Genomic DNA, 20550 nt, shown 5'->3' with positions numbered 1-20550 from the left:
CCACGCACAGGGTCAGGGTCGTTCCGGGTGGGCCTACCCTGACCGGCGCGCGGGGAAACGCTCAGCCGCCGGGGCAGCGGTAGCCGACCCGCGTCCCGGCCTGCACCGGCGCCGGTTCGACGATGTTGACGGTGGCCGTCCCGGTGGTCGCGCCGACCCCGCTGAACGTCCACCGGAGGGTGAGCGTGACGGTCCGCTGCCCGCTGCCGACCCGCTCGCTGAGCAGCGCGCCGGGTGGCGCGTCGGAGCGGAACCACTGGTAGCGGATCGTCCCGGCGCGCCCGTTGGTGCGGACCGTGGCGACGACGTCGACGGTCACGTCGCAGGCCACCCCGGCCGGTCGGGGCACCGCCACCGAGACCTGCTCGACCTCCAACGGCCGCAGCCGCTGCCACAGGTAGAGCCCGACCGCCACCAGCAGCGCGGCGGTGAGCACTGTGGACAGCACCGAGACGACCCGACGCCAGACCGGTCGCGGCGGCCGGACCGGCGGCGCGACCGGCCAGGCCGGAGCCGGCGGCGGCGTCGCCGGCACACCCGGGCCGAAGCGCAGCTCGCCGCCGGGCCCGGGCACGCCGCTCACCGCCCGCGTCGTCGGATTCCGGTACGCCCCGGAGGTCGTCCCCGCCGTCGGGGCGGCCGGGCCGGTGGCCGCCGGCCGGTACGCCGCGGTCGACTGCCCGCCGGCCCACCGCGGCGCGGTCGGGTGCACTGTCGACTCCACGCCGAACCGGGCGGCGTCCGGCCCCGCGAGACTCACCGTCGCGTCGGCGCCGGCGGGCGACACCGCACCCGGACCGGCGAAACTGACCGTCACGTCGACGTCGGCGGGCGACGCCGCCGCCCCCGGACCGGCGAGATTCACCGTCGCGTCGGCGTCGGCGGGCGGCGCCGCAGCCGGACCGGCGAAGTGCACCGTCGCGTCGACGTCGGCGGGCGGCGCCGCAGCCGGACCGGCGATGTGCACCGTCGCGTCGACGTCGACGGCGGCGGGCGCGTCCGGGCGGACGGGCCGCGCGGTCGGTTCCGTCGCGGCGGGGTCGACGGTCAGCGGCGCGGTGGCGTCCGCGTCGACCGGCGGCCGGGGCGGGACGAGGTGGACGGTGGCGGCGTCCCCGGCCGGGACGGCGGGCAGGGCGCGGGTGGGCAGCGCCTCGGTGGGTTCGTCCGGCCGGTTCACGCCGACCGTCCCCGGTCCGGGCTGCGGTGCTGGGCAGCGGGCACGTCGTACTCCTAGCCGGGGGTGCAGTAGTTGTAGAGCGTCACGTACACCGGTCTGGCCGAGGTGGCCGCGTTGCCGGCGGCGTCGACGGCGGTGACCTGGATCGGGATGCGGCTGCTCTGCTTCGGCGCCGCCAGCGGGCCGAGCGTGCCGGTGAACACGTCGCGCCCGGCGGCGGCCATCCGGACCGTTCCGGTGGCACCCTCCACGGTGTAGCGGAACGTGACCTTCAGGGCGGCCGGGCCGCTGCGGTCGTCGGTGACCGTGACGGTGACGGCGCTGCTCTGGAGGCCGAACGGGCAGCCCTTCGGTTCGAGCTGACCCGGATCGGCGTCGACGGCGCCGACGGTCGGCGCGGTGACGTCCGGCGGGGGCGGCGGCGCCGTGCTGCGCGACGGGGTGGGGGTCGGTGTGTTGGTGCGGACCGGAGGCCGGGTCGGCCCCCGGGTCGCGTCCGCGGTGGCGGACGGCGTGCCCGGCAGCGGGGTGGGCAGGGCGGACGGGGTGGGGGTGGCGTCCGGGGTCTCGGCGCCCGTCGGGTCCGGTGCGGCCGGGTCGGTGCGGGTGGGGCCGGCCGGCGACGGGCCGTCGGGAGCCCCGGCGGCGGCCGGGGTCTCGCGGGCGGCGTAGCTGTAGCCCGTACCGCCGGCCAGCACGGCGGCGGCCAGCGCGCCGGCCGCCAGCACGGTGCGCCTGCGTCCCCGTCGGGACGCGCCGGCCCGGCCGGTCGTCGCACCGAGCGCCGTGCTGGCCACCGCGGTGGCGCCCTCCGCCCGGTCGGGGAACGGCCACAGCGCGGCGAGCAGGGCGGCCCGGCGGGCCAGCTCGCGCAGTCCACGCTCCTCCCACTCCGGGCCGTATCCGGCGCCGGCCACCCGGTCCAGCAGTTCCAGGAAGACCTCGGCCGGTTGCGGCCGGTCGGCGGCGCTCTTGGCCATCCCGTGCCGCAGCAGCTCGTGCACCTCGGCCGGCGCCGGGTCGGTGGGGATCGGCGCGGTGGCGTGCTGCGCGCGCAGGGAGAGCAGGTCCGGCCCCGGGTACGGGGGTCGCCCGGTGAGACACTCGAAGAACGTGGCGGTGGCGGCGTAGATGTCGCAGGCCGGGCCGGCCGGCGCGCCGGTCCACTGCTCCGGAGCCATGTAGCGGGGCGTGCCGGAGACGGTCGTGTCCGAGCCCCGGCCGATCGGCATGGCGATGCCGAAGTCGGCGAGCTTGCTCGACCCGGCGCCCGTGACCAGCACGTTCTCCGGCTTGTAGTCACGGTGTACGACCCCGTGGGCGTGTGCGGCGGCGAGCCCGGCGAGCGATCCCTTCAGCACCCGGAGCGCCGCCTCCGGGGTGGTGGGGCCGTGCGCGCGCAGCATCTGCCGCAGCGAGACGCCGTCGACCAGTTCCATGACGATGGCCGCGCCGTGGGGCGATTCCACGTACTCGTAGAGCCGGCTGACATGCGGGTCGTCGACCTCGCCGAGCAGCCGGGCCTCGTCACGGAACGCGGTGCGGAACGAGGAGTCCGCGCCGAGGTCGCGGACCAGGTACTTGATCGCGACCGGGGTTCCGGTGGCGTCGTGGGTGGCCAGCACGACGCTGCCCGACGCCCCGGAGCCGAGCCCACGAACCGGCGTGTAGCCGGACAGCTGCCAGCCGCTCATGCGACGAACCCCACTGCGATCCACGGACGGCTGCCGGTTGCCGCCTCGCTGGTCATTCTGGTCGCGTCGGCGCCGCCGTCCATCGGCGCAACGGACGCCTCCGCCCGGCGGACGGCGACCCCGGACCGGCGGTGTCCCGCCGGCCGGGGGCCGGGCGGCGGATGGTCGGTAACGGACACACCGCCACTGCAGCAGACCGGCGCAACCCTCAGCCGGCCGGACGCTCCCGGTCGGCGGCGCGTCCCAGCGCCACCATCCGCTGCGTCTCCTCGCGTCGCCGGACCAGCAGCACCCCGGCCAGGAACGTGACCGGAGGGACGAGCACCAGCATCGCCCACTGGCCGCCGGCCAGGGGAATGACGTGCCCCATGTGGACCGTGGAGGTCGCCCAGCCGGCCAGCGCACCGTCGATCACCAGGGCGAGGGCGGCCACCGGCGCCAGCAGCACCACGATCCGCCGCCGCACCGCCGGGGTCAGCCGCAGCACCGGTACGCCGACCGCCAGGCCCGCCGCCGCGAGGCCGGCGAGGTACAGGTTCATCACCGCTTCGCTGCCGGCGCTCAGCCCGTAGAAGCTCTCGTAGCTGACCTCACCCCCGCCGAACAGCGGACTGGTGACTCGGTTCAGCTCCAGCAGGCCGACGGCCACGACCGGGCCGGCCGCCACCGCGGCGAGGCGGCGCGCACCCAGCACGTGCACCGCCCGGCGTGGCGGCGCCGCCACGGTGAGCGCGCCGGCGGCGATCACCGCCAGGGTGAACTGCGGCAGGGTGTCCACGACGTATCCCGGCTGGTCGACCGCGCCCGGCCCGACCAGCACCAGCCAGCCGGCGACCCCGGCCCAGGCCACGCCCGCGGCGATCCGGCGCAGCCCGACCGCCGCGGCCACCGCGACCACCGCCCAGCCGACCAGACGCAGCCAGTCGACCGGGTCCGTCGCGGGTGGTCGGAACGGCGGCGGCAGGGACGGGTCGACCAGGATCTGGTCCAGCACGTTCTTCCCGGCGGCGGCGGTGAGCACCAGCGCCACCAGCAGCCCGGTGACGGCGGCGGCGTCGGCCCACGCCGGCTCGGTGAACCCCCGTGCGCCCACCCGGAGCCGGGCCCGCAGCCCCGCCCCCACCAGGTCGACCGTGTCGGCGAGACCCGGGCGGGTCTGCCCCGGCCGGGCGCCCGCCATCAGCACGGCCAGCATCTCCTCCTCGTAGACCCGGCGATGGGTCCAGGGATGGACGGCCAGCAGCCGCCGGTAGCGCCGCTCCAACTCCCCGCTCATGCTGAGCCACCTTTCGTTCGCGACTGCGGGGCTCGCAAACCCGGCTCACTCCTCGCGCTCACGAGAGACCCCCCTCGGGCAGCAGCCCGGCGGCGCGCAACCGGCGGCCGGCGGTGTCGGCGTGCCGGCGCAGCCGGTCCACCTCGGTGGCGAGCCGGGTCGCGCCCAGCGCGGTGAGCCGGTAGTAGCGGCGCAGCCGGGACTGCACCACCTCCTCCCGGTCGACCTCGATCAGGCCGTCGGACCGCAGCCGGTCCAACACGGCGTAGAGGGTGCCGGCGCGCAACCGGACCCGACCGTCGGAGATGCGGAGCACGTCCTCGATGACCGCGTAGCCGTGCCGGGGCTCCTCGGTCAGCGCGGTGAGGATCAGGAATGTCGGCTCCCGCAGCGGAGATTCACTCACACCGAGAGCATATACCGACTAGCGGTATATGCACACGCCCGGTCAGAAGCGACGGGACGCGGGGACGCCCTGGGACGGGGGGTGGCGCAGCAGCCAGAGCGGATTGCTCGCGGCGACGATCGCGCCGTCGCGGTCTCGCACCTGGGTGCGCAGGTACACGCCGCCGCCCACCCGCACCGGCACGTCGTGCCAGCCCTGCCGCAACTGCCGCCACGGCACCTGACCGGTGCGGATCGCCGGTGTCGGATCCGCGGCGCCGGCCAGGTCGACCTCGCCGGTGACCGCCTCCAGGACAGCCCCGGCCGGCAGGTCGGTGGCGCGCAGCCGCACCGTGACGGTGTCGTCGACGACCGTCGGCAACGCGCCCATCGCGCTGCGGCCACCGAGTTGCAGGTCCAGCGCCCCCCGATAGCCGACCAGGTCGGCGAACCAGGCCTGCCCGGCGCGCAGCGCCGCGACCAGGTCGTCGCGGCCGGTCGAGGCGGCCCAGACGGACGTGACCCACCGGTCCCGCCCGGCCCGCCAGTCGGTGCCGTCGTGGTCGTCGGTCACCCCCACGGCGGTCAGCGGGATCGCGTTGCGGGCCGCCACGTCGTACGCCCAGAGGTGGTCCTCGACCGGGGTTCGTCCGATCTCGATCAGGTCGGCGCCGAGCCCGCGCCGGGCCACCAGCAGCCGGGCCAGCGAGTCCCGGCGCTCCACGTCCAGCGGGTGGTTCCAGCAGACCACGCCACCGTGGGCGTGCAGGAACTCCACCATCCGCTCGGTCGCGCCGGGATCGTTGTCCCGGTAGGGCGGGGACGGGAAGCGCGGCAGCGTGCCGTCACCGCCGAACCAGTTGAGGTGCCGCACCATCGACACCTCGTACGCCCGGTGGTGGGTCACGCCCGGGTACGTCCCGTCGTAGCCGCGCAGCACCTCGGCGCGCAGGTCCTCCCCGCCCTGCCCGGCCCGCCGCGCCCGGTCGAAGACCAGCCGGTCGACCAGGTACGCGCCGCGCGCGCCGCCGGCGACGGTCACGCCGAGGCGCAGCCCGCGCAGCGAGTTGTCGCCGGCCACCAGGTCGGGCCAGAGCCGCCGGACGTCGGCGAGCAGATCGAAGGTGTGCCGCCGCCAGGCGCCGGCCGGGGCGGGCACGTCGACGGTGCCGTGCCGGCCGTCGACGGTGTGCCGGACCGTCCTCGCCGCGCCGAGGCGGTAACGCAGCACCAGCTGGCCGGCGGGCCGGCCGGGCCCGGCCGGGTGGTGGGACAGGGCGATCTCGACGGTGAGCGTGGTGTCCGGGCGGGTCGCCTCGGGTCGCACGTCCAGGTGCAGCGTGGTGTCGGAGATGTTCCCGGTGTGCGTCCAGTTCCAGGCCTTGCCCGCGTACCAGTGGGTGCCGGCGCCGGTGGCGGCCAGGCGCAACGCGCGGCCGGGGCCGTCGGCGGCGTCCGGCGCGGCGACGAAGTCGGCCGCCGACTCGGTGAGCCGACCCTCGGTGGCCGACGTCCAGGTCCAGGCCAGCTCGCCCTCCCGTTCCTCCGGACCGTCGAAGCGCACGACGCGGCGGTGGTCGTGCGCGGCGACCCGGAAGTCGTGGTCGGTCCACCAGAGCACGTCGACGGCGTTGCGGCGGGCCTGGTCGAGGTGGGCGGCGTAGCTGGCGACGCCCTCGCTGAACGAGGCGTGCAGGTGCATGGCCATGCTGACCGGCCGGCGTCCGCGGGCCGGTGCCGGCCGGTCACGGGTGAGGGCCAGCCCCACCGGTACGCCGATGCCGGCGACCGCCAGCCCGCCCGCGGCGGCGAGCACGGCGCGCCGGTCCGGTCGTGCCCGTCCGCCCATGCCACTCCCCCGTCCCGCCCCGACCCAAGCGTAGAACCGCACCCCCCCATCCGAGATCTCCACTCGCCGATCTTGCGGTTGCGGCCCTCGGTCCGGGCGGATCGTCCCTTTCGCCGGGGCACCAAGTGCAAGATCGGCGGGGTGGGGTGGGGTCAGCGTGGGGGGACGGGGAGGCGGGCGGTCAGCGGGTGGCCGGTGAGGCGGCGGAGCGCCAGGTAGGCCTCGCAGCCGAGGCAGAGTCCGAACGTTGCGTTGAGGAACGCGGCGGCGAGCGCGGCGGCGGTGGCGACCAGCCCGAGGGCGCTCAGGCCGGCGTACCAGGCCACCGCGCCCACGACGGTGAAGGCCAACCCGACGAGCTGCGCGAACCGGACCGGGGCGACCGGCTCCAGCTCGACCGGCGGGTCCAGCCGGGGGGCCACCACGGCCCGGAAGAGCAGGCCGTACGGGCCGAGACGCGGGTGGGCCGCGGTGAGCGCGAAGACGACGGCCTGGGCGAGCAGGAGCAGCCCTGATCCGGTGAGCAGGGCGGCGGCGAGGACGACTGTGGTGAGGGCGGCGGCGAAGCGCGGCCCCCGAGGATCGAGCAGCATCGAGGTCTTCCGTTCCGGCGTGAGGCGAGGGCGAGGGCGAGGGGGTGCGGTCGGTCAGGCGGGGCGGACCGGCGCACAGAGGCTCGCCGCCAGCCGGCCGTGGTCGACCACCCGACGCCGGGTGAGCCGCGCGCCGGTCATCCGCGCGCCACGGCGGAGAGGGAGCCGAGCGCGGTGCGCAGCTCGTCCCGGTCGGGTACGCCGGTGGCCCGCCGGACGATCCGCCCACCCGCGTCCACCACCAGCAGCGTCGGGGTGCGCCAGACGTCCAGGGCGCGGGCCGCGTCGAGGTGTTCGTCGACGCCGACCTCCAGCAGGGTCACCCCGTCGAGCCGGCCGGTGACGTCGTCGAGGATCCGGCGGGTGGCCCGGCAGGGCGCGCAGACCGGGGCGGAGAACTGCACCACGGTGACCGCGCCGGGTCGTACCCCGAGGGCGGCGAGGGTGGCCGCGAGGCGCACGTCGCCGGCGGCGACCGACCGGCCGGTGCCGGCGGCGACCGACCCGTCGGCGCCGGTCGACCCGTCGGGGCCGGCGGGTCGTCGATCCCGGACAGCGCGCAGCCGGCCGTCGTGACGGCGGCGCCACCAGCCGAACGCGGTGGCCGCCGCGAGGACCGCGACGAGCACGGCGAGGCCGGTCAGGTTGGGCGACTGCACCGGTCCAGGCTGCCACGGCGACCGGCCGAGCGACATGGTCCGTCCCGGTCATCGGACGTGACATCGCCTACTGGTCCGGTAGGAGCCGGCCGGCCCGGGTGGCTTTTGTCCTCTGGCGCACGGCGCGGTCTTGGCAATATTCTCCACCTCGCGCGCCTCACTTGGAGTTCCTTTACATCGCCCGGCGTCGGTCGGGCCATCGAGGAGATGCCATGCACTTCGACCATCCCGAGCTGGATCGCCGCACGCTGCTGCGGGCCGGCCTCGGCGCCGCCACGGTCGCGGTCGTCGGGACCGAGCTCGCGCTCCCGAACGCCGCGCACGCCGCGCCGGGCACGGACCTCGACTGGATCATCAGCTGCGACGAGTGGGCCGCCCGCCCGCCGGCGGACCCGCTGTCGGTCAGCGCGATCCCCACCAACAAGATCATCCTGCACCACATGGCGTTCCCGAACGTCACCGACTACTCCGAGGAACACGCCAAGCAGCTGGCCCGCGACTGCCAGGACCTGCACATGGACGGCAACGGCTGGTCGGACACCGGGCAGCACTTCACGGTCAGCCGCGGCGGCCACGTCCTGGAGGGACGGCACGGCAGCCTGGAGCGGCTGGCGGCCGGCGACCGGCAGATGATCGCCGCGCACTGCCCGGGCGAGAACGGCCGCGCCATCGGCATCGAGAACGAGGGCACCTACGTCACCGAGGCGCCGCCGGAGGACCTGCTCGACGGGCTGGTGCGGCTCTGCACCGCAATCTGCCGGCAGTACGGGCTGCACGCGCACGACATCTTCGGCCACTGGGACTTCCGGGAGACCCAGTGCCCGGGCGCCACGTTCTACCGGGAGTTCCCGGCGGTGCGGCGTCGGGTGTTCCGGAAGCTGGGCACCCGCCTGGGCGACGTGCCGGCGCGCCGCTGGCCGGACATCTGGCGCTTCGTCGGCGGCCCGGTGGTCCGGGTCGCGCAGTACCTGCTGACGTTCCGCGGCTACGCCGTGCCGGTCACCGGCGTGTTCGACGCGGCAACCGTCGCGGCGGTGCAGGACTGGCAGGCCCGCAACGGCATCCCGGTCGACGTCGACGCCACCCTGACGGCGCCCACCTGGGAGACGCTCGCCCCGGAGCTGGACCAGCGCGACACCGGCGTGCCGGTGGTCGCGGCGCAGGTCATGCTCGCCTCCAAGGGCTGGGCGGAGGTCACCCCGACCGGCGAGTACGACCACGCGACCCGCAGCGCGGTGAAGGACCTGCAACGCCTGCACGGCCTGCCGCCCACCGGCAAGCTCAGCACCACCACCTGGTGCGCCCTGGTGGGGGGCGTGGTGCGCCAGTCGTTCCACAAGCACTGACGGCGCGCCGGTTCAGGAACGCGGTGGGGGGTGGCAACGGCGCCACCCCCCACCGTCGCGTCCACGGGCGACGGTGGGGGCGAAACGTCGGCATTCACGGCTGGTGAACGACGGCTATCCCGAGCGACGGTTCGCCGCCGATCATTGCCCGGAGATAGATATGAGTCATTCTCACCTCCGGGTGGAACGCCCGGGCGCGGAGGGCGAGACGTCGGCACCGACCCGCCGGGCGTACCGAAGGCCCGACTCCGCGTCCCCGGAGGATCGCCATGCCCCGTCGCCCACTCCGCGCCCGGCTCGCGGCACTCACCGCCGCCGCCCTGACCGCGAGCGTGCTGACCGTCACCCCGCCCTCACCGGCGCTCGCGGCCAGCACCTTCGCCCCGAACGACTACTGCCTCGGCCAGTGCGCCGACATCCTGCCGCCCGGGCAGAACGGCAACGCCACGCTCGTCGCGATCCTGGCCCACCAGACGCTCGGCACCCGCCCGGCGCACTCCAGCGACCAGCTCGACGAGTACGCGAACCTGGTCTACAACTACGCCGGGCTGACCGACGAGCAGATCGCCTCGTTCTACAACGACTCCTCGTTCGGCGTGCCCGCCGCGCAGGTCGAGAGCACCGTCTCACCGCGCTCGGACGTCACCATCGTGCGCGACAAGGCCACCGGCGTCCCGCACGTCACCGGCACCACCCGCGGCGGCACCATGTTCGGCGCCGGTTACGCCGGGGCCCAGGACCGGCTCTGGGTGATGGACCTGCTGCGCCACGTCGGCCGCGGCAACGTCACGTCGTTCGCCGGCGGCGCCCCCGGCAACCGGGAGCTGGAGCAGAGCGTCTGGGCCAACTCGCCCTACACCGAGGCGGACCTCCAGGCCCAGGTGGACGCGCTGCGCACCAAGGGCGCCCGGGGCCAGCAGCTCTACACCGACGTGGTCGACTACATCGCCGGCATCAACGCCTACATCGACAAGTCGATCGCCGACGACAACTACCCCGGCGAATACGTGCTCGCCGGCGCCGGCAAGCCGAAGCACTTCACCATGACCGACCTGATCGCCACCGCCGGCGTGATCGGCGGCCTGTTCGGCGGCGGCGGTGGCAGCGAGATCCAGTCCGCGCTGGTGCGCGTCGCCGCGCGCGCCAAGTACGGCGCCACCGAGGGCGACAAGGTGTGGGCGGCGTTCCGCTCGCAGAACGACCCGGAGACCGTGCTCACGCTGCACGACGGTCAGAGCTTCCCGTACGGCGCGACGCCGCCGGGCGCGACCAGCGCGGTGCTGCCCGACGCCGGCACCGTGACCGCCGAGCCGCTCGCCTACGACCAGAGCGGCGGCGCGGCCTCCCGTACCGGCGCCAGCAAGGCCACCAAGGAACTGCTCGGCGGCCTGGCCAACCTGCGCGCGCACGGCATGTCCAACGCCGTGGTGGTCTCCGGCCGGCACACCACCACCGGCAACCCGGTGGCCGTGTTCGGACCGCAGACCGGCTACTTCGCCCCCCAACTGCTGATGCTCCAGGAATTGCAGGGGCCGGGGATCAGCGCCCGCGGCGCGGCGTTCGCCGGGCTGAACCTCTACGTGCTGCTCGGCCGCGGCCAGGACTACGCGTGGAGCGCCACGTCCGCCTCGCAGGACCTGACCGACACGTACGCGGTGCCGCTGTGCACCACCGACGGCAGCGCGCCGACGCTGCGCACCAACCGTTACCTCTACCACGGGCAGTGCCTCGCCATGGAGGCGCTGGAGCAGCGCAACTCCTGGTCGCCGACGCTCGCCGACTCCACCCCGGCCGGCTCCTACACGCTGCGCGCGCTGCGCACGAAGTACGGGCTGGTGTCCTACCGGGGGCTGGTGAACGGGCAGCCGACCGCGTTCACCAAGCTGCGCTCCACCTACCGGCACGAGGCCGACTCGGCGATCGGCTTCCAGGCGTTCAACGATCCGTCGGCGATGGGCAGCGCGGCGGCGTTCCAGGCGTCCGCGGCCAGCGTCGGTTACGCGTTCAACTGGTTCTACGTCAACTCGACCGAGGCGGCGTACTACAACTCCGGCGCGAACCCGGTCCGGTCGTCCGTCACCGACCCGAACCTGCCGGCGAAGGCCGAGCCGGCGTACGAGTGGGCCGGCTGGAACCCGGACACCAACGACGCCAGCTACGCCCCGGCGTCGGCCCACCCGCAGTCGGTCAACCAGGACTACTACGTCAGCTGGAACAACAAGCAGGCGCGCGACTTCGGGGCGGCGGACGGCAACTTCAGCTTCGGCTCCGTACACCGGGGTCAGTTGCTCGACGGCCCGGTGCGCGCCGCGATCGCCCAGCGCAAGCTCGGCCGCGCCGACGTCGTGAAGATCATGGCGGACGCGGCGGTGACCGACCTGCGCGGCCAGCAGGTCCTCGGTGACCTGCTGCGGGTGCTGGACAGCGCGCCGGTCACCGACCCGGCGCTGGCCGACGCGGTGACCAAGCTGCGGGCCTGGCAGCAGGCCGGCTCCCGGCGGGTGGCGACGTCCCCGGGGTCCAAGGTCTACCAGCACGCCGACGCGATCCGGATCTTCGACGCCTGGTGGCCGCTGCTCGCATCGGCGGAGTTCCGCGCCGGCCTCGGGCCGGACCTCTACGCCGCGCTCGTCGACGCCATCGAGGTCAACGAGGCGCCGTCGGGCGGGCAGAACGGCGGGCGCGACGGCAACGCGAACTGGGCCCTGGCGGGCCAGGCGCACAAGGGCTCGTCGTTCCAGTACGGCTGGTGGGGCTACGTCGACAAGGACGTGCGCACCGTGCTCGGTGACCCGGTCGCCGGCGGGCTGGGTCGCGCGTACTGCGGCAACGGCAACCTGGGCGCCTGCCGCACGGCGCTGCTCGGAGCGCTGGGCCAGGCCGCCGCGGTGCCCGCGACCACGGTCTACCCGGGCGACAAGTCCTGCGGCGCCGGCGACCAGTGGTGCGCCGACTCGATCGCCCAGTCCGGCCTGGGCGGCATCACCCACCCGCTGATCGCCTGGCAGAACCGGCCCACCTACCAGCAGGTGGTGTCGTTCCCGGCGCGCCGGGGTGACGACGTCACCAACCTGGCCCAGGGCCGCCCGGCCAGCGCGTCGAGCACCCAGTTCCTGACCAGCTACACCCCGGACAAGGCGGTCGACGGCAGCCTGGGCAGCCGGTGGGCCAGCAGCTACAACGACAACCAGTGGCTGCGGGTCGACCTCGGGGCGGCCCGCACGGTGAGCCGGGCGGTGCTGCGCTGGGAGTCGGCGTACGGCACGTCCTACCGGATCGAGGTCTCCGGCGACGGCAGTTCCTGGACGCCGGTGTTCGCCACCACCACCGGCAACGGCGGCGTCGACAACGCCACCTTCGCCCCGGTCAGCGCCCGCTACGTGCGGGTGTACGGGGTCAAGCGGGCCACCTCGTACGGCTTCTCGCTCTACGAGTTCGAGGTCTACGGGCGGTGACGCAGGCGGCCGGCCGGCGGGATCCTCCCGCCGGCCGGTTGCCGTCCGGGCAGGTCAGCCCACGCTGATCGAACAGGTGTGCGAAGATGGCCGGGTGTCGGGCGAGGCCACCATCCTGCATGCCGACCTGGACGCGTTCTACGCCTCGGTCGAGCAACGCGACGATCCCCGGCTGCGCGGCCGGCCGGTGATCGTCGGCGGCGGCGTCGTGCTCGCGTGCAGCTACGAGGCGAAGGCCCGGGGCGTGCGCAGCGCGATGGGCGGCCGGCAGGCGCGGCGGCTCTGCCCCGACGCGATCGTGGTGCCGCCCCGGATGGCCGCCTACACCGCCGCCAGCCGCGCCGTGTTCGAGATCTTCCGGCACACCACCCCGCTGGTCGAAGGGCTCAGCATCGACGAGGCGTTCCTCGACGTGGGCGGGCTGCGGCGGCTGGTCGGCCCGCCGGCCGGCATCGCGGCCGACCTGCGCGAGCGGGTCCGCCGGCAGGTGGGCCTGCCGATCACGGTCGGCGTGGCCCGCACCAAGTTCCTCGCCAAGGTCGCCAGCGGGGTGGCCAAGCCGGACGGGCTGCTGGTCGTCGAGCCGGACCGGGAGCTGGCCTTCCTGCACCCGCTGCCGGTGGAGCGGCTGTGGGGCGTCGGCCCGGTCACCGCCGGCCGGCTGCGCGAGCGCGGCCTGCGTACCGTCGGGCAGGTGGCCCGGCTCGACGAGCCCGCCCTGGTGTCGCTGCTCGGCGGCGGCGCCGGCCGGCACCTGCACGCCCTGGCGCACAACCGTGACCCGCGCGCGGTGCAGGTGGGCCGCCGGCGCTCCTCGATGGGCGCGCAGCACGCGCTGGCCCGCGAGCCGCACTCCCCCGCCGAGCTGGACGCGGTGCTGGCCGGGCTGGTCGACCGGGTGACCGGGCGGATGCGCGACGCCCGGCGCACCGGCCGCACGGTGACGCTGCGGCTGCGCTTCGCCGACTACACCCGGGCCACCCGCTCGCACACGCTCGACAAGCCGACCGCGCAGACCGCGCCGCTGCGGGCCGCCGCCCGGGCGCTGCTGCGCGCCGCGCTGCCGCAGATCGAGCAGCGCGGCGTCACCCTGCTGGGTGTGTCGGTGGGCAACCTGGACGGCGGGCACACCCAGCTCACCCTGCCGTTCACCGCCGAGCCGGGGCCGGCGCTGGACGCCGCGGTCGACGCCGTGCGCGACCGGTTCGGCTCGCGAGCGCTCACCCGCGGCGTGCTGCTCGGCCGCGACCCGGGCGTGGAGATGCCCCGGCTGCCCGACTGAGCGTCTCCTCCCCCGGTAGGAGGCGCGGCTCGCACCGCCGGCCGCGACCGCGGCTTCCGGTCGGGCGCGACCGGCCGCGCCGACCACCAGCATCTACAGGCATGACTACCGTGTGGAACCGGGCGGCCGGATGGCACCGCCCCCTGCTGCTCCTCGTGGCCGCGATGGCGGTGCTCACCGTCGTCGCCGCGGTCGGCGTCGTGGCCGACCCCCGGGTGCTCACCGGCGCGCCCGCCTGGCTCAAGCCGCTGAAGTTCGCGATCTCGTTCGTGCTCTACGGCGTGACGCTCGCCTGGATGCTGTCCCTGCTGCCGACGCGCAGCCGACTCGCGGAGCGGGCGGCCACCGTGATCGTGGCGGTGTCGGTGGTGGAGATGGTCGTCATCGTCGGCCAGGTGATCCGCGGCACCACCAGCCACTTCAACGGCACCACCCCGCTGAACGCGGCGCTGTTCGACGTGATGGGCGCGGCGATCATGGTGCTCTTCCTGGCCCAGGTCGTGCTCGCGGTCGTGCTGCTGCGCCGCCGCACGCCGGACCGGGCCGGCGGGTACGCGGTGCGCCTCGGCCTCGGGGTGTCGCTGCTCGGCATGCTCGTCGCGTTCCCGATGGTGGCGCAACGGCCGGCCGGGGCGCCGGCCGGGATCACCGGGGCGCACAGCGTCGGCGTGCCGGACGGCGGACCGGGGCTGCCGCTGGTCGGCTGGAGCACCACCGGCGGTGACCTGCGGGTCGGACACTTCGTCGGGTTGCACGCGCTGCAGGCGCTGCCGTTGCTGGCGATCCTGCTCGACCGGTTCCTCGGCGCCCGACTGGACGAGATGACCCGGGCCCGGCTGGTGCTCGTCGGCGGCGCCGGGTACACCGCGCTCACCCTGCTGCTCACCTGGCAGGCGCTGCGCGGGCAGCCGCTGTCGCGGCCGGACGGGCTCACCCTGGCGGTGGCGGCGGTGGCGGCGCTCGCCACCGCGACGGCCGCCGGTCTGGTGCTGGCCCGCCGGGTCCGCCGCCCCGGAATGGCGCTGGCCGGATGAGCGGCGCGCTGTTCGGGTTGACGTTCGCCCTCGCCGCCCCGTTCTGGGCGCTGATGATCCTGGCGCCGCGCTGGTCGTGGACGACCCGGATCGTCGGCTCGCCGCTGATCGTGGCACCGGTCCTGCTGGTGTACGCGCTGCTGGTGCTGCCGGCGCTCGGCACGGTGCTGCCGGTGGTCACCGCGCCCACGCTGGACGGCCTGCGGGACCTCCTCGGCACCGCCGACGGCGCGGCGGCGGCCTGGGCCCACATGATCGGCTTCGACCTGTTCGTGGGCCGCTGGATCTTCGCCGACGCGCGGGAGCGGGGCGTCCCGGCCCTGCTCACCGCCCCGGTGCTGGTGCTGACCATCCTGCTGGGCCCGCTCGGCCTGGCCGTCCACCTCGGACTGCGGGCCGGCTGGCGGCGGCCGGCCCGTGACGGTGGGACGGGCGCGCTGGCCCGCACCGCGCCGGTTGCCTAGGCTGGCGCCGTGAGCTGGGTGGGTCGGCTGTTCGACGCGCGGGACACGCTGGCGCGGATGCTGCTGCTGGATCTCAGCGGCGTCGGCTACCTGGTCGTCGGCGCACACAGCCGGCCCGACCCGACGGCGACGCAGTGGCTGCTCGCGCTCGCCGCGTTCGCGGTCGCGCTGCTCTGCCACCGGCGCCCGCGGCTCAACGTGCTGCTCCAGTCGGCCCTGCTGGTGGTCGCGTTCCGGCTGGTCGACGACGTGACGATCAATCAGGTCGGCGCGAGCTGGGCGCTGCTGGAACTCACCATGCGGGCCGCCCGCCCTCGCACGTTCTGGCTGGCCGCCGCCCTGCTGGCCGCCGTGGACCTGACCGATCTGATCGGCGACCCGATCCGGCAGGTGGTCACCGGGGTGTTCGGGCTGGCCGTCACCGTCGGCCTGCCGCTGCTGCTCGGGCTGGTCGTGCGGACCACCCGGGAGCTGGGCCGGCAGGCCGCGGAGCGGGCCGCGGCGGAACAGCGCCGGCGCGAGTCGGAGAGCCGGGCCGCCCGCGCCGACGAGCGCAGCGCCATCGCCCGCGAACTGCATGACGTGCTCGCCCACCACGTCGCGTCGATGGTGCTGCGCGTCGGGGTGGCCCGGCACGTGCTGCCGGACCTGGACCCCCGGGTGGGCGAGGTCTTCGACGACGTGCACGGCACCGGCACGGCCGCGCTGACCGACCTGCGCCGGCTGGTCGCGGTGCTGCGCGACCCGGACGGCGTACGCGGGGACGCGGCGCTGACGGTGATCGAGCCGGGGTCGCTGCCGGCGGCGCTGGGCGCGACGGTGGACCGGGCCCGGCAGGCCGGGGTCGTGGTGGAGGCCGACGTGGACGCGGCCGTCGGTACGCTGGACGCGGTCCGCGGCCAGGCGGTGCTGCGCCTGACCCAGGAGGCGTTGACGAACGTGGCGAAGCACGCGGGCGCGGCGGCCCGGGCCCGGCTGTCCGTGTCGGTGGTGGACGGTGCGGTGCACTGGGCGGTGTCCGACGACGGGCGCGGCGCCACGCCGACCGGGGTGCCGTCCGGCGGCGGCCACGGCCTGGTGGGCATGCGGGAACGGGTGGAGGTGCTCGGCGGGCGGCTGGAGGCCGGGCCGACCGGGTCCGGCTGGCGGGTGCGCACCGTCCTGCCGCCGGCCGACCCGGAGCGGACGTCCGCCGCCGCGCCGGCGCCACGGCACCGGCCGGCCACGCCGGAGCCGGCGTGATCCGGGTGCTGCTGGTCGACGACCAGCACCTCATCCGGGCCGGCCTGCGGATGCTCTGCGACGCCCAGCCCGACCTCGAGGTGGTCGGCGAGGCCGACAACGGCCGCGACGCGATCGCGCTCGCCGCCCGGCTGCGCCCGGACGTGGTGGTGATGGACCTGCGGATGCCCGGCGTGGACGGGATCAGCGCGACCAGCCGGATCCTCGCCGACCGGCCGGCCACCCGGATCATGGTGCTCACCACGTTCGGCGACGACGACCACCTCTATCCGGCGCTGACCGCCGGCGCCTGCGGCTTCCTGCTGAAGGACGCGCCGCCGGCCGACCTGCTCGACGGTGTCCGGCGGGCCGCCGCCGGGGACAGCCCGTTCAGCCCGGAGGTGCTGCGCCGGCTGGTCCAGCGGGCGGTGCACGCCCGGTCCGACGCGCCCCGGCGCACCGTCGAACTGACCGCCCGCGAGCAGGACGTGCTCGGTCTGGTCGCGGAGGGGCTGTCCAACACCGAGATCGCGGAGCGGCTGCACATCGGCGTGACCACGGTGAAGACCCACATCACCAGCCTGATGACGAAGACCGCCAGCCCCAACCGGGTGCGCCTGGCCCTGTGGGCCCGCGGCGGCTGAGCCTCACTCCTCGATCGCGCCGCCCACCGCGCGCAGGTGCGCCCGGAACGTCAGCGTCGCGTCCGCCGCCCGGGCCGCCAGGTAGTCGCCGAACCCGAGCTGCGCGCGCAGCGACTCGCCGGCGGCGATCCGGTCGGCCTGCCGCCGCTCGGTGTCCCGGATGGACCCGGCCAGGTCGAACAGCTCGCTGGCGGCGTCGGCGGGCACGAAGAGCACGCCGTCGTCGTCGGCCAGGACCAGGTCGCGGGCGTCGACCGTCCACGGGCCGACCCGCGCCGAGTCCAGCGCCCCGGCCGGCGGCGGGTCCAGCTCCAGCGGCCCGGTCGGGGTGACGGCGGCGCTGAACACGGGCAGCCCCACCGCCGCCAGGTCGGCGGTGTCCCGGTGCGCGCCCCACACCACCAGGCCGGCCAGGCCGGCCGCCCGGGCCTCCCGCACCACCAGGTCGCCCACGCACGCCCGGTCGGTGCGCCCGCCGTCGTCGACCATCAGCACGTCGCCCGCCGACGCCCGGTCGATCGCCTCCAGGAACACGTCGACGCTGCCGGCGTGCCGGGCCGGCAGCACCCGCCCGGCCAGGCGCCACCCGGCCACCACCGGGCGTACGGCGGCCGGGGCGCAGCGCACCGGCACCCCCGCCCGCAGGCAGGCGTCGGCGACGTGGGCGGTGGTCAGGCCGGCGAACCGCCCGGCAGGCGCGCGGTGATCGGTGTCCATGGGCCGACGCTAGCCAGCCCGGCCGACGACGGCAGGTGCCAGTCGAGTGCCCGTGGCCTGCCCTCCCGCCGAAGTGGTCAGCGGGCGGCCAGCCGCGCCACGCCGTCACCGGTGAGGTCGGCCAGCGCCACCCGCCGGCCGGTCAGCGCGAGCAGGAGCGCCTCGCCGGGGCCGTGGACCGCCGGCCCGTCGCCGGCCGACCAGCCCAGGTCGGTCGCCTCGAACCGCAGCCCGGCGACCCGGCGGCGGTCGACGAACCCGATCGCCCGGCCGCCGGTGAGGAAGTCCAGCGAGATCCGCAGCCGGTCCGGGTCCAGGTCGGCGGGGAGGCCGAGCGGGCGGCGGATGTCCTGCCCGTGCACCTGAAGGTCGGTGAGCTGGCCGTACCAGCCGACCACGGGCGGGCGGAACCGGTGCTCGGCATGCGTGCGCAGCGCGGCGGCCAGCTCGCCGGGCGGACGCCGGGACACCAGCCGGGCCAGCCGCGCGTTGGCCACGTGCGGCCGGAAGCCGGCGCCCACCAGCAGCGGCAGCAGCCGCCACGGCGACTCGACCAGCGGCGACACCAGGTGCCCGGCGACCTCGCGCACGGTCCACGCGCCGCAGAGACTGGGCGTGTCCAGCTGGGCCGGCGTGAGCGAGTCGATCAGGTCGGCCGTGCGACGCCGCTCGGCGGCGATCATCGGCAGCAGGTCGGCGTCCACCGCACCATTGTGGCCGTCCCGGGCCGTCCGGGTCAGCCCCGGAACGTGCGTTCCAGCAGATCGAACAGCGCCTCCCAGTGCCGCTCGGTGGCCTGCTCGTCGTACATCGGGGTGTCCGCCTGGGTGTAGCCGTGGTGGGCGCCCGGGTAGACCTCCGAGCGGTAGGTGACACCGGCCGCGTCCAGCGTCTTCTCCAGCACGGCGATCTGCTCGGCGGTCATCGACGCGTCCTGGTCGGCGTGGCCGAAGTAGAGTTCCCCGGTCACCGCGCCGACGCCGAGGTGCGGGCTGTCCGGCGCGTCGGTGACCACCCGCCCGGCGTGGAAGGCCGCCACCGCGGCGATCCGGTCCGGGTGCGCCTCGATCGCCCGCAGCGCGTTCGTGCCGCCCATGCAGTAGCCGGTGATCGCCGCCGGGCCGGGCGCCACGTCCGGCTGGGCGGCGAGGAAGTCCAGGTAGGCGGCGGTGTCGCGGGCCACCGTCTCCGGCGTCAGCGCGGCGATCATCGGCCCGACGCGCCCGAACAGCTCGGCGCGGCGGCTGTCGTCGGCCAGGGCGGACATGTCGACCGGCCCGGTGCGGCCGGCGCGGTGGAACAGGTTGGGCACCAGCACGACGTACCCGCGGGCGGCGATCGTCCCGGCCATCTCGGCCAGCCGGGGCCGCAGCCCGAACGCGTCCATGAACAGCAGGACTCCCGGGAACGGGCCGCCGGAGTCGGGCCGGGCCAGGTAGGCGTCCGCCATTCCGTCGGGGGTGGGCACGTCCACGATCGTCGGCTGCACGGTCCTGACCTCCTCGTTGCGGGTTCCGCGTCGCACGCTACTCCCGGCCGCGTCACCCGGCCCGCCGGGTGCACCGGCCGGCCGGGCCTTCCCTCCCGGGTCCGGGTGGGGCATCCTGGATCGATGGGAGAGGTGCGACCGCTGCCCGAGTTCGGTGATCTGTTCGGCGACCTGCGCGGTGAGGACCGGACGCTGCGGGTGAGCTACCACCCCGACCGGGGCGCCGTCGTCCTCTCGCTCTGGACCGGCCCCCGGTGTCGTGGCTCGTTCCGCCTGGCCGCGACGGACCTCGACCGGTTCCTGGACCTGCTCACCGTCGTGCGGGACGACGCCGACCGGGATTCCACCGGCACCGGGGTCGTGGTGGACGCGCCGACGGACCCGGCCGTCGAACGGACCGGGCAGATCGCCGTGGAACGGACCGAGCCGATGGACCTGGAACGGACCGGGCAGATCGACGCCACCGCGCACCGGGTGGCGTGGCCGGTGCCCCGGGTCGCCTGAGTCACCGTCCCGAGGCCGTCGACCCGAGGCCGCCCGGCAGCCGTTTGCGGCGGCTGAGCGCGGGAATCCCGCTGTCCCGGCAGAGGGAGGCGGCGAGATGGACCAGGACCAGTTCATCGGCGCGGTGGCCAGGCGCTGCGGGGCGTCCGCGGAGCAGGCCGCCGCGGTCACCCGGGCCACGTTGACCACGCTGGCCGAGCGGATCGACGGCGGGGAGGCCCGCGACCTGGCCGACCGGCTCCCGGAGGCGCTGCGGGCGTACGCGTTCGGCCCCGGCGAGGCCGCCGAGGCGTTCGGGCTCGACGAGTTCGTGACGCGGGTCGGCGGGCGCGCGGACGTCGACGCCGACGCGGCCCGCGACGGGGTGACCGCCGTCTTCGACGTGCTGCGCGACGCGCTCGATCCGGCCGCCTACGCGCAGGCCGTCGCCCAACTCCCGGCCGGTTACGACGACCTGGTCGACCGGAGCGCACCGGTCGTGCGGCGGGCGGCGCGATGAGCGAGGACGCGCTGCGCCGGCCACCGGAGGCCGACGCCAGGAGCAGCGGCAGGACCAGCGGGTCGTCGGCCCGCCCGAGCGGGTGGCGGACGCCGTGCCCGAGGCGGCCGAGGCCGACCTGGCCGAGCAGGGCGTGCTGCGCCCGCCGAGCGACCGCGCCGGCCTGGGCGAGTCGGTCCGCGCCGACCTGACCACCGCCGACGCGGTGGAGCAGAACCAGGAGATCCCGCTGCCCGACGAGGACCGCCCGGTGTGACCGG

At 75.8% G+C, this 20550-nt stretch carries 20 protein-coding genes; 10 read left to right on the top strand and 10 right to left on the bottom strand.

Translation table 11 applies throughout. From position 1 onward, the window contains the following. Nucleotides 1–61 precede the first annotated feature (61 nt). From O7598_RS13375 to O7598_RS13345, 7 genes are all read right to left on the bottom strand, one after another. Complete coding sequence (locus tag O7598_RS13375; protein ID WP_269691669.1) at nucleotides 62–1180, bottom strand: hypothetical protein; 1119 nt, start codon at nucleotides 1178–1180, stop codon at nucleotides 62–64. Between the two features lie 53 nt (nucleotides 1181–1233). Further along, nucleotides 1234–2874, bottom strand: coding sequence for a serine/threonine protein kinase (locus tag O7598_RS13370; protein ID WP_269691668.1), 1641 nt, complete (start codon nucleotides 2872–2874; stop codon nucleotides 1234–1236). A gap of 208 nt (nucleotides 2875–3082) precedes the next feature. After that, nucleotides 3083–4150 (bottom strand): hypothetical protein, encoded by a 1068-nt coding sequence (locus O7598_RS13365; RefSeq protein ID WP_269691664.1) that lies wholly within the window; start codon nucleotides 4148–4150, stop codon nucleotides 3083–3085. A gap of 58 nt (nucleotides 4151–4208) precedes the next feature. Beyond that, complete coding sequence (locus tag O7598_RS13360; RefSeq protein WP_091056464.1) at nucleotides 4209–4556, bottom strand: PadR family transcriptional regulator; 348 nt, start codon at nucleotides 4554–4556, stop codon at nucleotides 4209–4211. 42 nt (nucleotides 4557–4598) lie between these two features. Next, a complete protein-coding gene (locus O7598_RS13355; protein ID WP_269691663.1) occupies nucleotides 4599–6383 on the bottom strand; it encodes a hypothetical protein in 1785 nt (594 codons plus the stop codon). Between the two features lie 152 nt (nucleotides 6384–6535). Then, nucleotides 6536–6976: a DUF4395 domain-containing protein gene (locus O7598_RS13350; RefSeq protein WP_269691662.1), complete on the bottom strand. Its 441-nt coding sequence runs from the start codon at nucleotides 6974–6976 to the stop codon at nucleotides 6536–6538. A 137-nt stretch (nucleotides 6977–7113) separates the two neighbouring features. Further along, on the bottom strand, nucleotides 7114–7635 hold the full coding sequence (locus O7598_RS13345; protein WP_269691661.1) for a TlpA family protein disulfide reductase: 522 nt from the start codon (nucleotides 7633–7635) through the stop codon (nucleotides 7114–7116). 212 nt (nucleotides 7636–7847) lie between these two features. Between O7598_RS13345 and O7598_RS13340 the strand changes: the two genes are divergently transcribed. From O7598_RS13340 to O7598_RS13310, 7 genes are all read left to right on the top strand, one after another. Beyond that, nucleotides 7848–8981, top strand: a complete 1134-nt coding sequence (locus O7598_RS13340) for a peptidoglycan recognition protein family protein (protein WP_269691659.1) — start codon at nucleotides 7848–7850, stop codon at nucleotides 8979–8981. 269 nt (nucleotides 8982–9250) lie between these two features. Next, complete coding sequence (locus O7598_RS13335; RefSeq protein ID WP_269691658.1) at nucleotides 9251–12436, top strand: penicillin acylase family protein; 3186 nt, start codon at nucleotides 9251–9253, stop codon at nucleotides 12434–12436. 94 nt (nucleotides 12437–12530) lie between these two features. Next, entirely contained in the window at nucleotides 12531–13718 is a 1188-nt protein-coding gene (gene dinB / locus O7598_RS13330; protein ID WP_269691657.1) for a DNA polymerase IV, read from the top strand. Nucleotides 13719–13819: 101 nt separating this feature from the next. Continuing rightward, entirely contained in the window at nucleotides 13820–14752 is a 933-nt protein-coding gene (locus O7598_RS13325) for a hypothetical protein (protein WP_269691656.1), read from the top strand. After that, on the top strand, nucleotides 14749–15216 hold the full coding sequence (locus O7598_RS13320) for an ABA4-like family protein (protein WP_269691655.1): 468 nt from the start codon (nucleotides 14749–14751) through the stop codon (nucleotides 15214–15216). Before O7598_RS13325 ends, O7598_RS13320 begins: the two co-directional genes overlap by 4 nt. Nucleotides 15217–15225: 9 nt before the next feature. After that, nucleotides 15226–16458 carry a sensor histidine kinase gene (locus tag O7598_RS13315; RefSeq protein WP_269691654.1) on the top strand — a complete coding sequence of 411 codons (1233 nt, stop codon included), beginning with the start codon at nucleotides 15226–15228 and terminating at the stop codon, nucleotides 16456–16458. Then, nucleotides 16455–17081: a response regulator gene (locus tag O7598_RS13310; RefSeq protein WP_269691653.1), complete on the top strand. Its 627-nt coding sequence runs from the start codon at nucleotides 16455–16457 to the stop codon at nucleotides 17079–17081. The genes O7598_RS13315 and O7598_RS13310 overlap by 4 nt, the downstream gene beginning before the upstream one ends. A 3-nt stretch (nucleotides 17082–17084) precedes the next feature. On the opposite strand, the gene O7598_RS13305 is transcribed toward O7598_RS13310, so the two are convergent. The 3 genes from O7598_RS13305 to O7598_RS13295 form a co-directional block, all read right to left on the bottom strand. Continuing rightward, nucleotides 17085–17798: an RraA family protein gene (locus tag O7598_RS13305; RefSeq protein ID WP_269691652.1), complete on the bottom strand. Its 714-nt coding sequence runs from the start codon at nucleotides 17796–17798 to the stop codon at nucleotides 17085–17087. Between the two features lie 77 nt (nucleotides 17799–17875). Next, a complete protein-coding gene (locus O7598_RS13300; protein WP_269691651.1) occupies nucleotides 17876–18502 on the bottom strand; it encodes a maleylpyruvate isomerase family mycothiol-dependent enzyme in 627 nt (208 codons plus the stop codon). Nucleotides 18503–18534: 32 nt separating this feature from the next. Further along, nucleotides 18535–19287: a dienelactone hydrolase family protein gene (locus O7598_RS13295; RefSeq protein ID WP_269691650.1), complete on the bottom strand. Its 753-nt coding sequence runs from the start codon at nucleotides 19285–19287 to the stop codon at nucleotides 18535–18537. A gap of 123 nt (nucleotides 19288–19410) precedes the next feature. On the opposite strand from O7598_RS13295, the gene O7598_RS13290 reads away from it, so the two are divergent. From O7598_RS13290 to O7598_RS13280, 3 genes are all read left to right on the top strand, one after another. Then, nucleotides 19411–19791, top strand: a complete 381-nt coding sequence (locus O7598_RS13290) for a hypothetical protein (RefSeq protein ID WP_269691649.1) — start codon at nucleotides 19411–19413, stop codon at nucleotides 19789–19791. A 97-nt stretch (nucleotides 19792–19888) separates the two neighbouring features. Continuing rightward, entirely contained in the window at nucleotides 19889–20290 is a 402-nt protein-coding gene (locus tag O7598_RS13285; protein WP_269691648.1) for a DUF2267 domain-containing protein, read from the top strand. A gap of 82 nt (nucleotides 20291–20372) precedes the next feature. Continuing rightward, nucleotides 20373–20546, top strand: a complete 174-nt coding sequence (locus O7598_RS13280) for a hypothetical protein (protein WP_269691647.1) — start codon at nucleotides 20373–20375, stop codon at nucleotides 20544–20546. Nucleotides 20547–20550 lie beyond the last annotated feature (4 nt).

It is taken from the genome of Micromonospora sp. WMMC241 (assembly GCF_027460165.1).
GTDB lineage: Bacteria > Actinomycetota > Actinomycetes > Mycobacteriales > Micromonosporaceae > Micromonospora > Micromonospora humi.
This window is presented reverse-complemented; position numbering and strand designations above follow the sequence as displayed.

Coding starts and splice junctions, on each gene's coding strand:
- O7598_RS13370 (WP_269691668.1), bottom strand. CDS start 2,874: ATGAGCGGCTGGCAGCTGTCCGGCTACACGCCGGTTCGTGGGCTCGGC.
- O7598_RS13365 (WP_269691664.1), bottom strand. CDS start 4,150: ATGAGCGGGGAGTTGGAGCGGCGCTACCGGCGGCTGCTGGCCGTCCAT.
- O7598_RS13355 (WP_269691663.1), bottom strand. CDS start 6,383: ATGGGCGGACGGGCACGACCGGACCGGCGCGCCGTGCTCGCCGCCGCG.
- O7598_RS13350 (WP_269691662.1), bottom strand. CDS start 6,976: ATGCTGCTCGATCCTCGGGGGCCGCGCTTCGCCGCCGCCCTCACCACA.
- O7598_RS13340 (WP_269691659.1), top strand. CDS start 7,848: ATGCACTTCGACCATCCCGAGCTGGATCGCCGCACGCTGCTGCGGGCC.
- O7598_RS13335 (WP_269691658.1), top strand. CDS start 9,251: ATGCCCCGTCGCCCACTCCGCGCCCGGCTCGCGGCACTCACCGCCGCC.
- O7598_RS13325 (WP_269691656.1), top strand. CDS start 13,820: ATGACTACCGTGTGGAACCGGGCGGCCGGATGGCACCGCCCCCTGCTG.
- O7598_RS13320 (WP_269691655.1), top strand. CDS start 14,749: ATGAGCGGCGCGCTGTTCGGGTTGACGTTCGCCCTCGCCGCCCCGTTC.
- O7598_RS13305 (WP_269691652.1), bottom strand. CDS start 17,798: ATGGACACCGATCACCGCGCGCCTGCCGGGCGGTTCGCCGGCCTGACC.
- O7598_RS13290 (WP_269691649.1), top strand. CDS start 19,411: ATGGGAGAGGTGCGACCGCTGCCCGAGTTCGGTGATCTGTTCGGCGAC.
- O7598_RS13285 (WP_269691648.1), top strand. CDS start 19,889: ATGGACCAGGACCAGTTCATCGGCGCGGTGGCCAGGCGCTGCGGGGCG.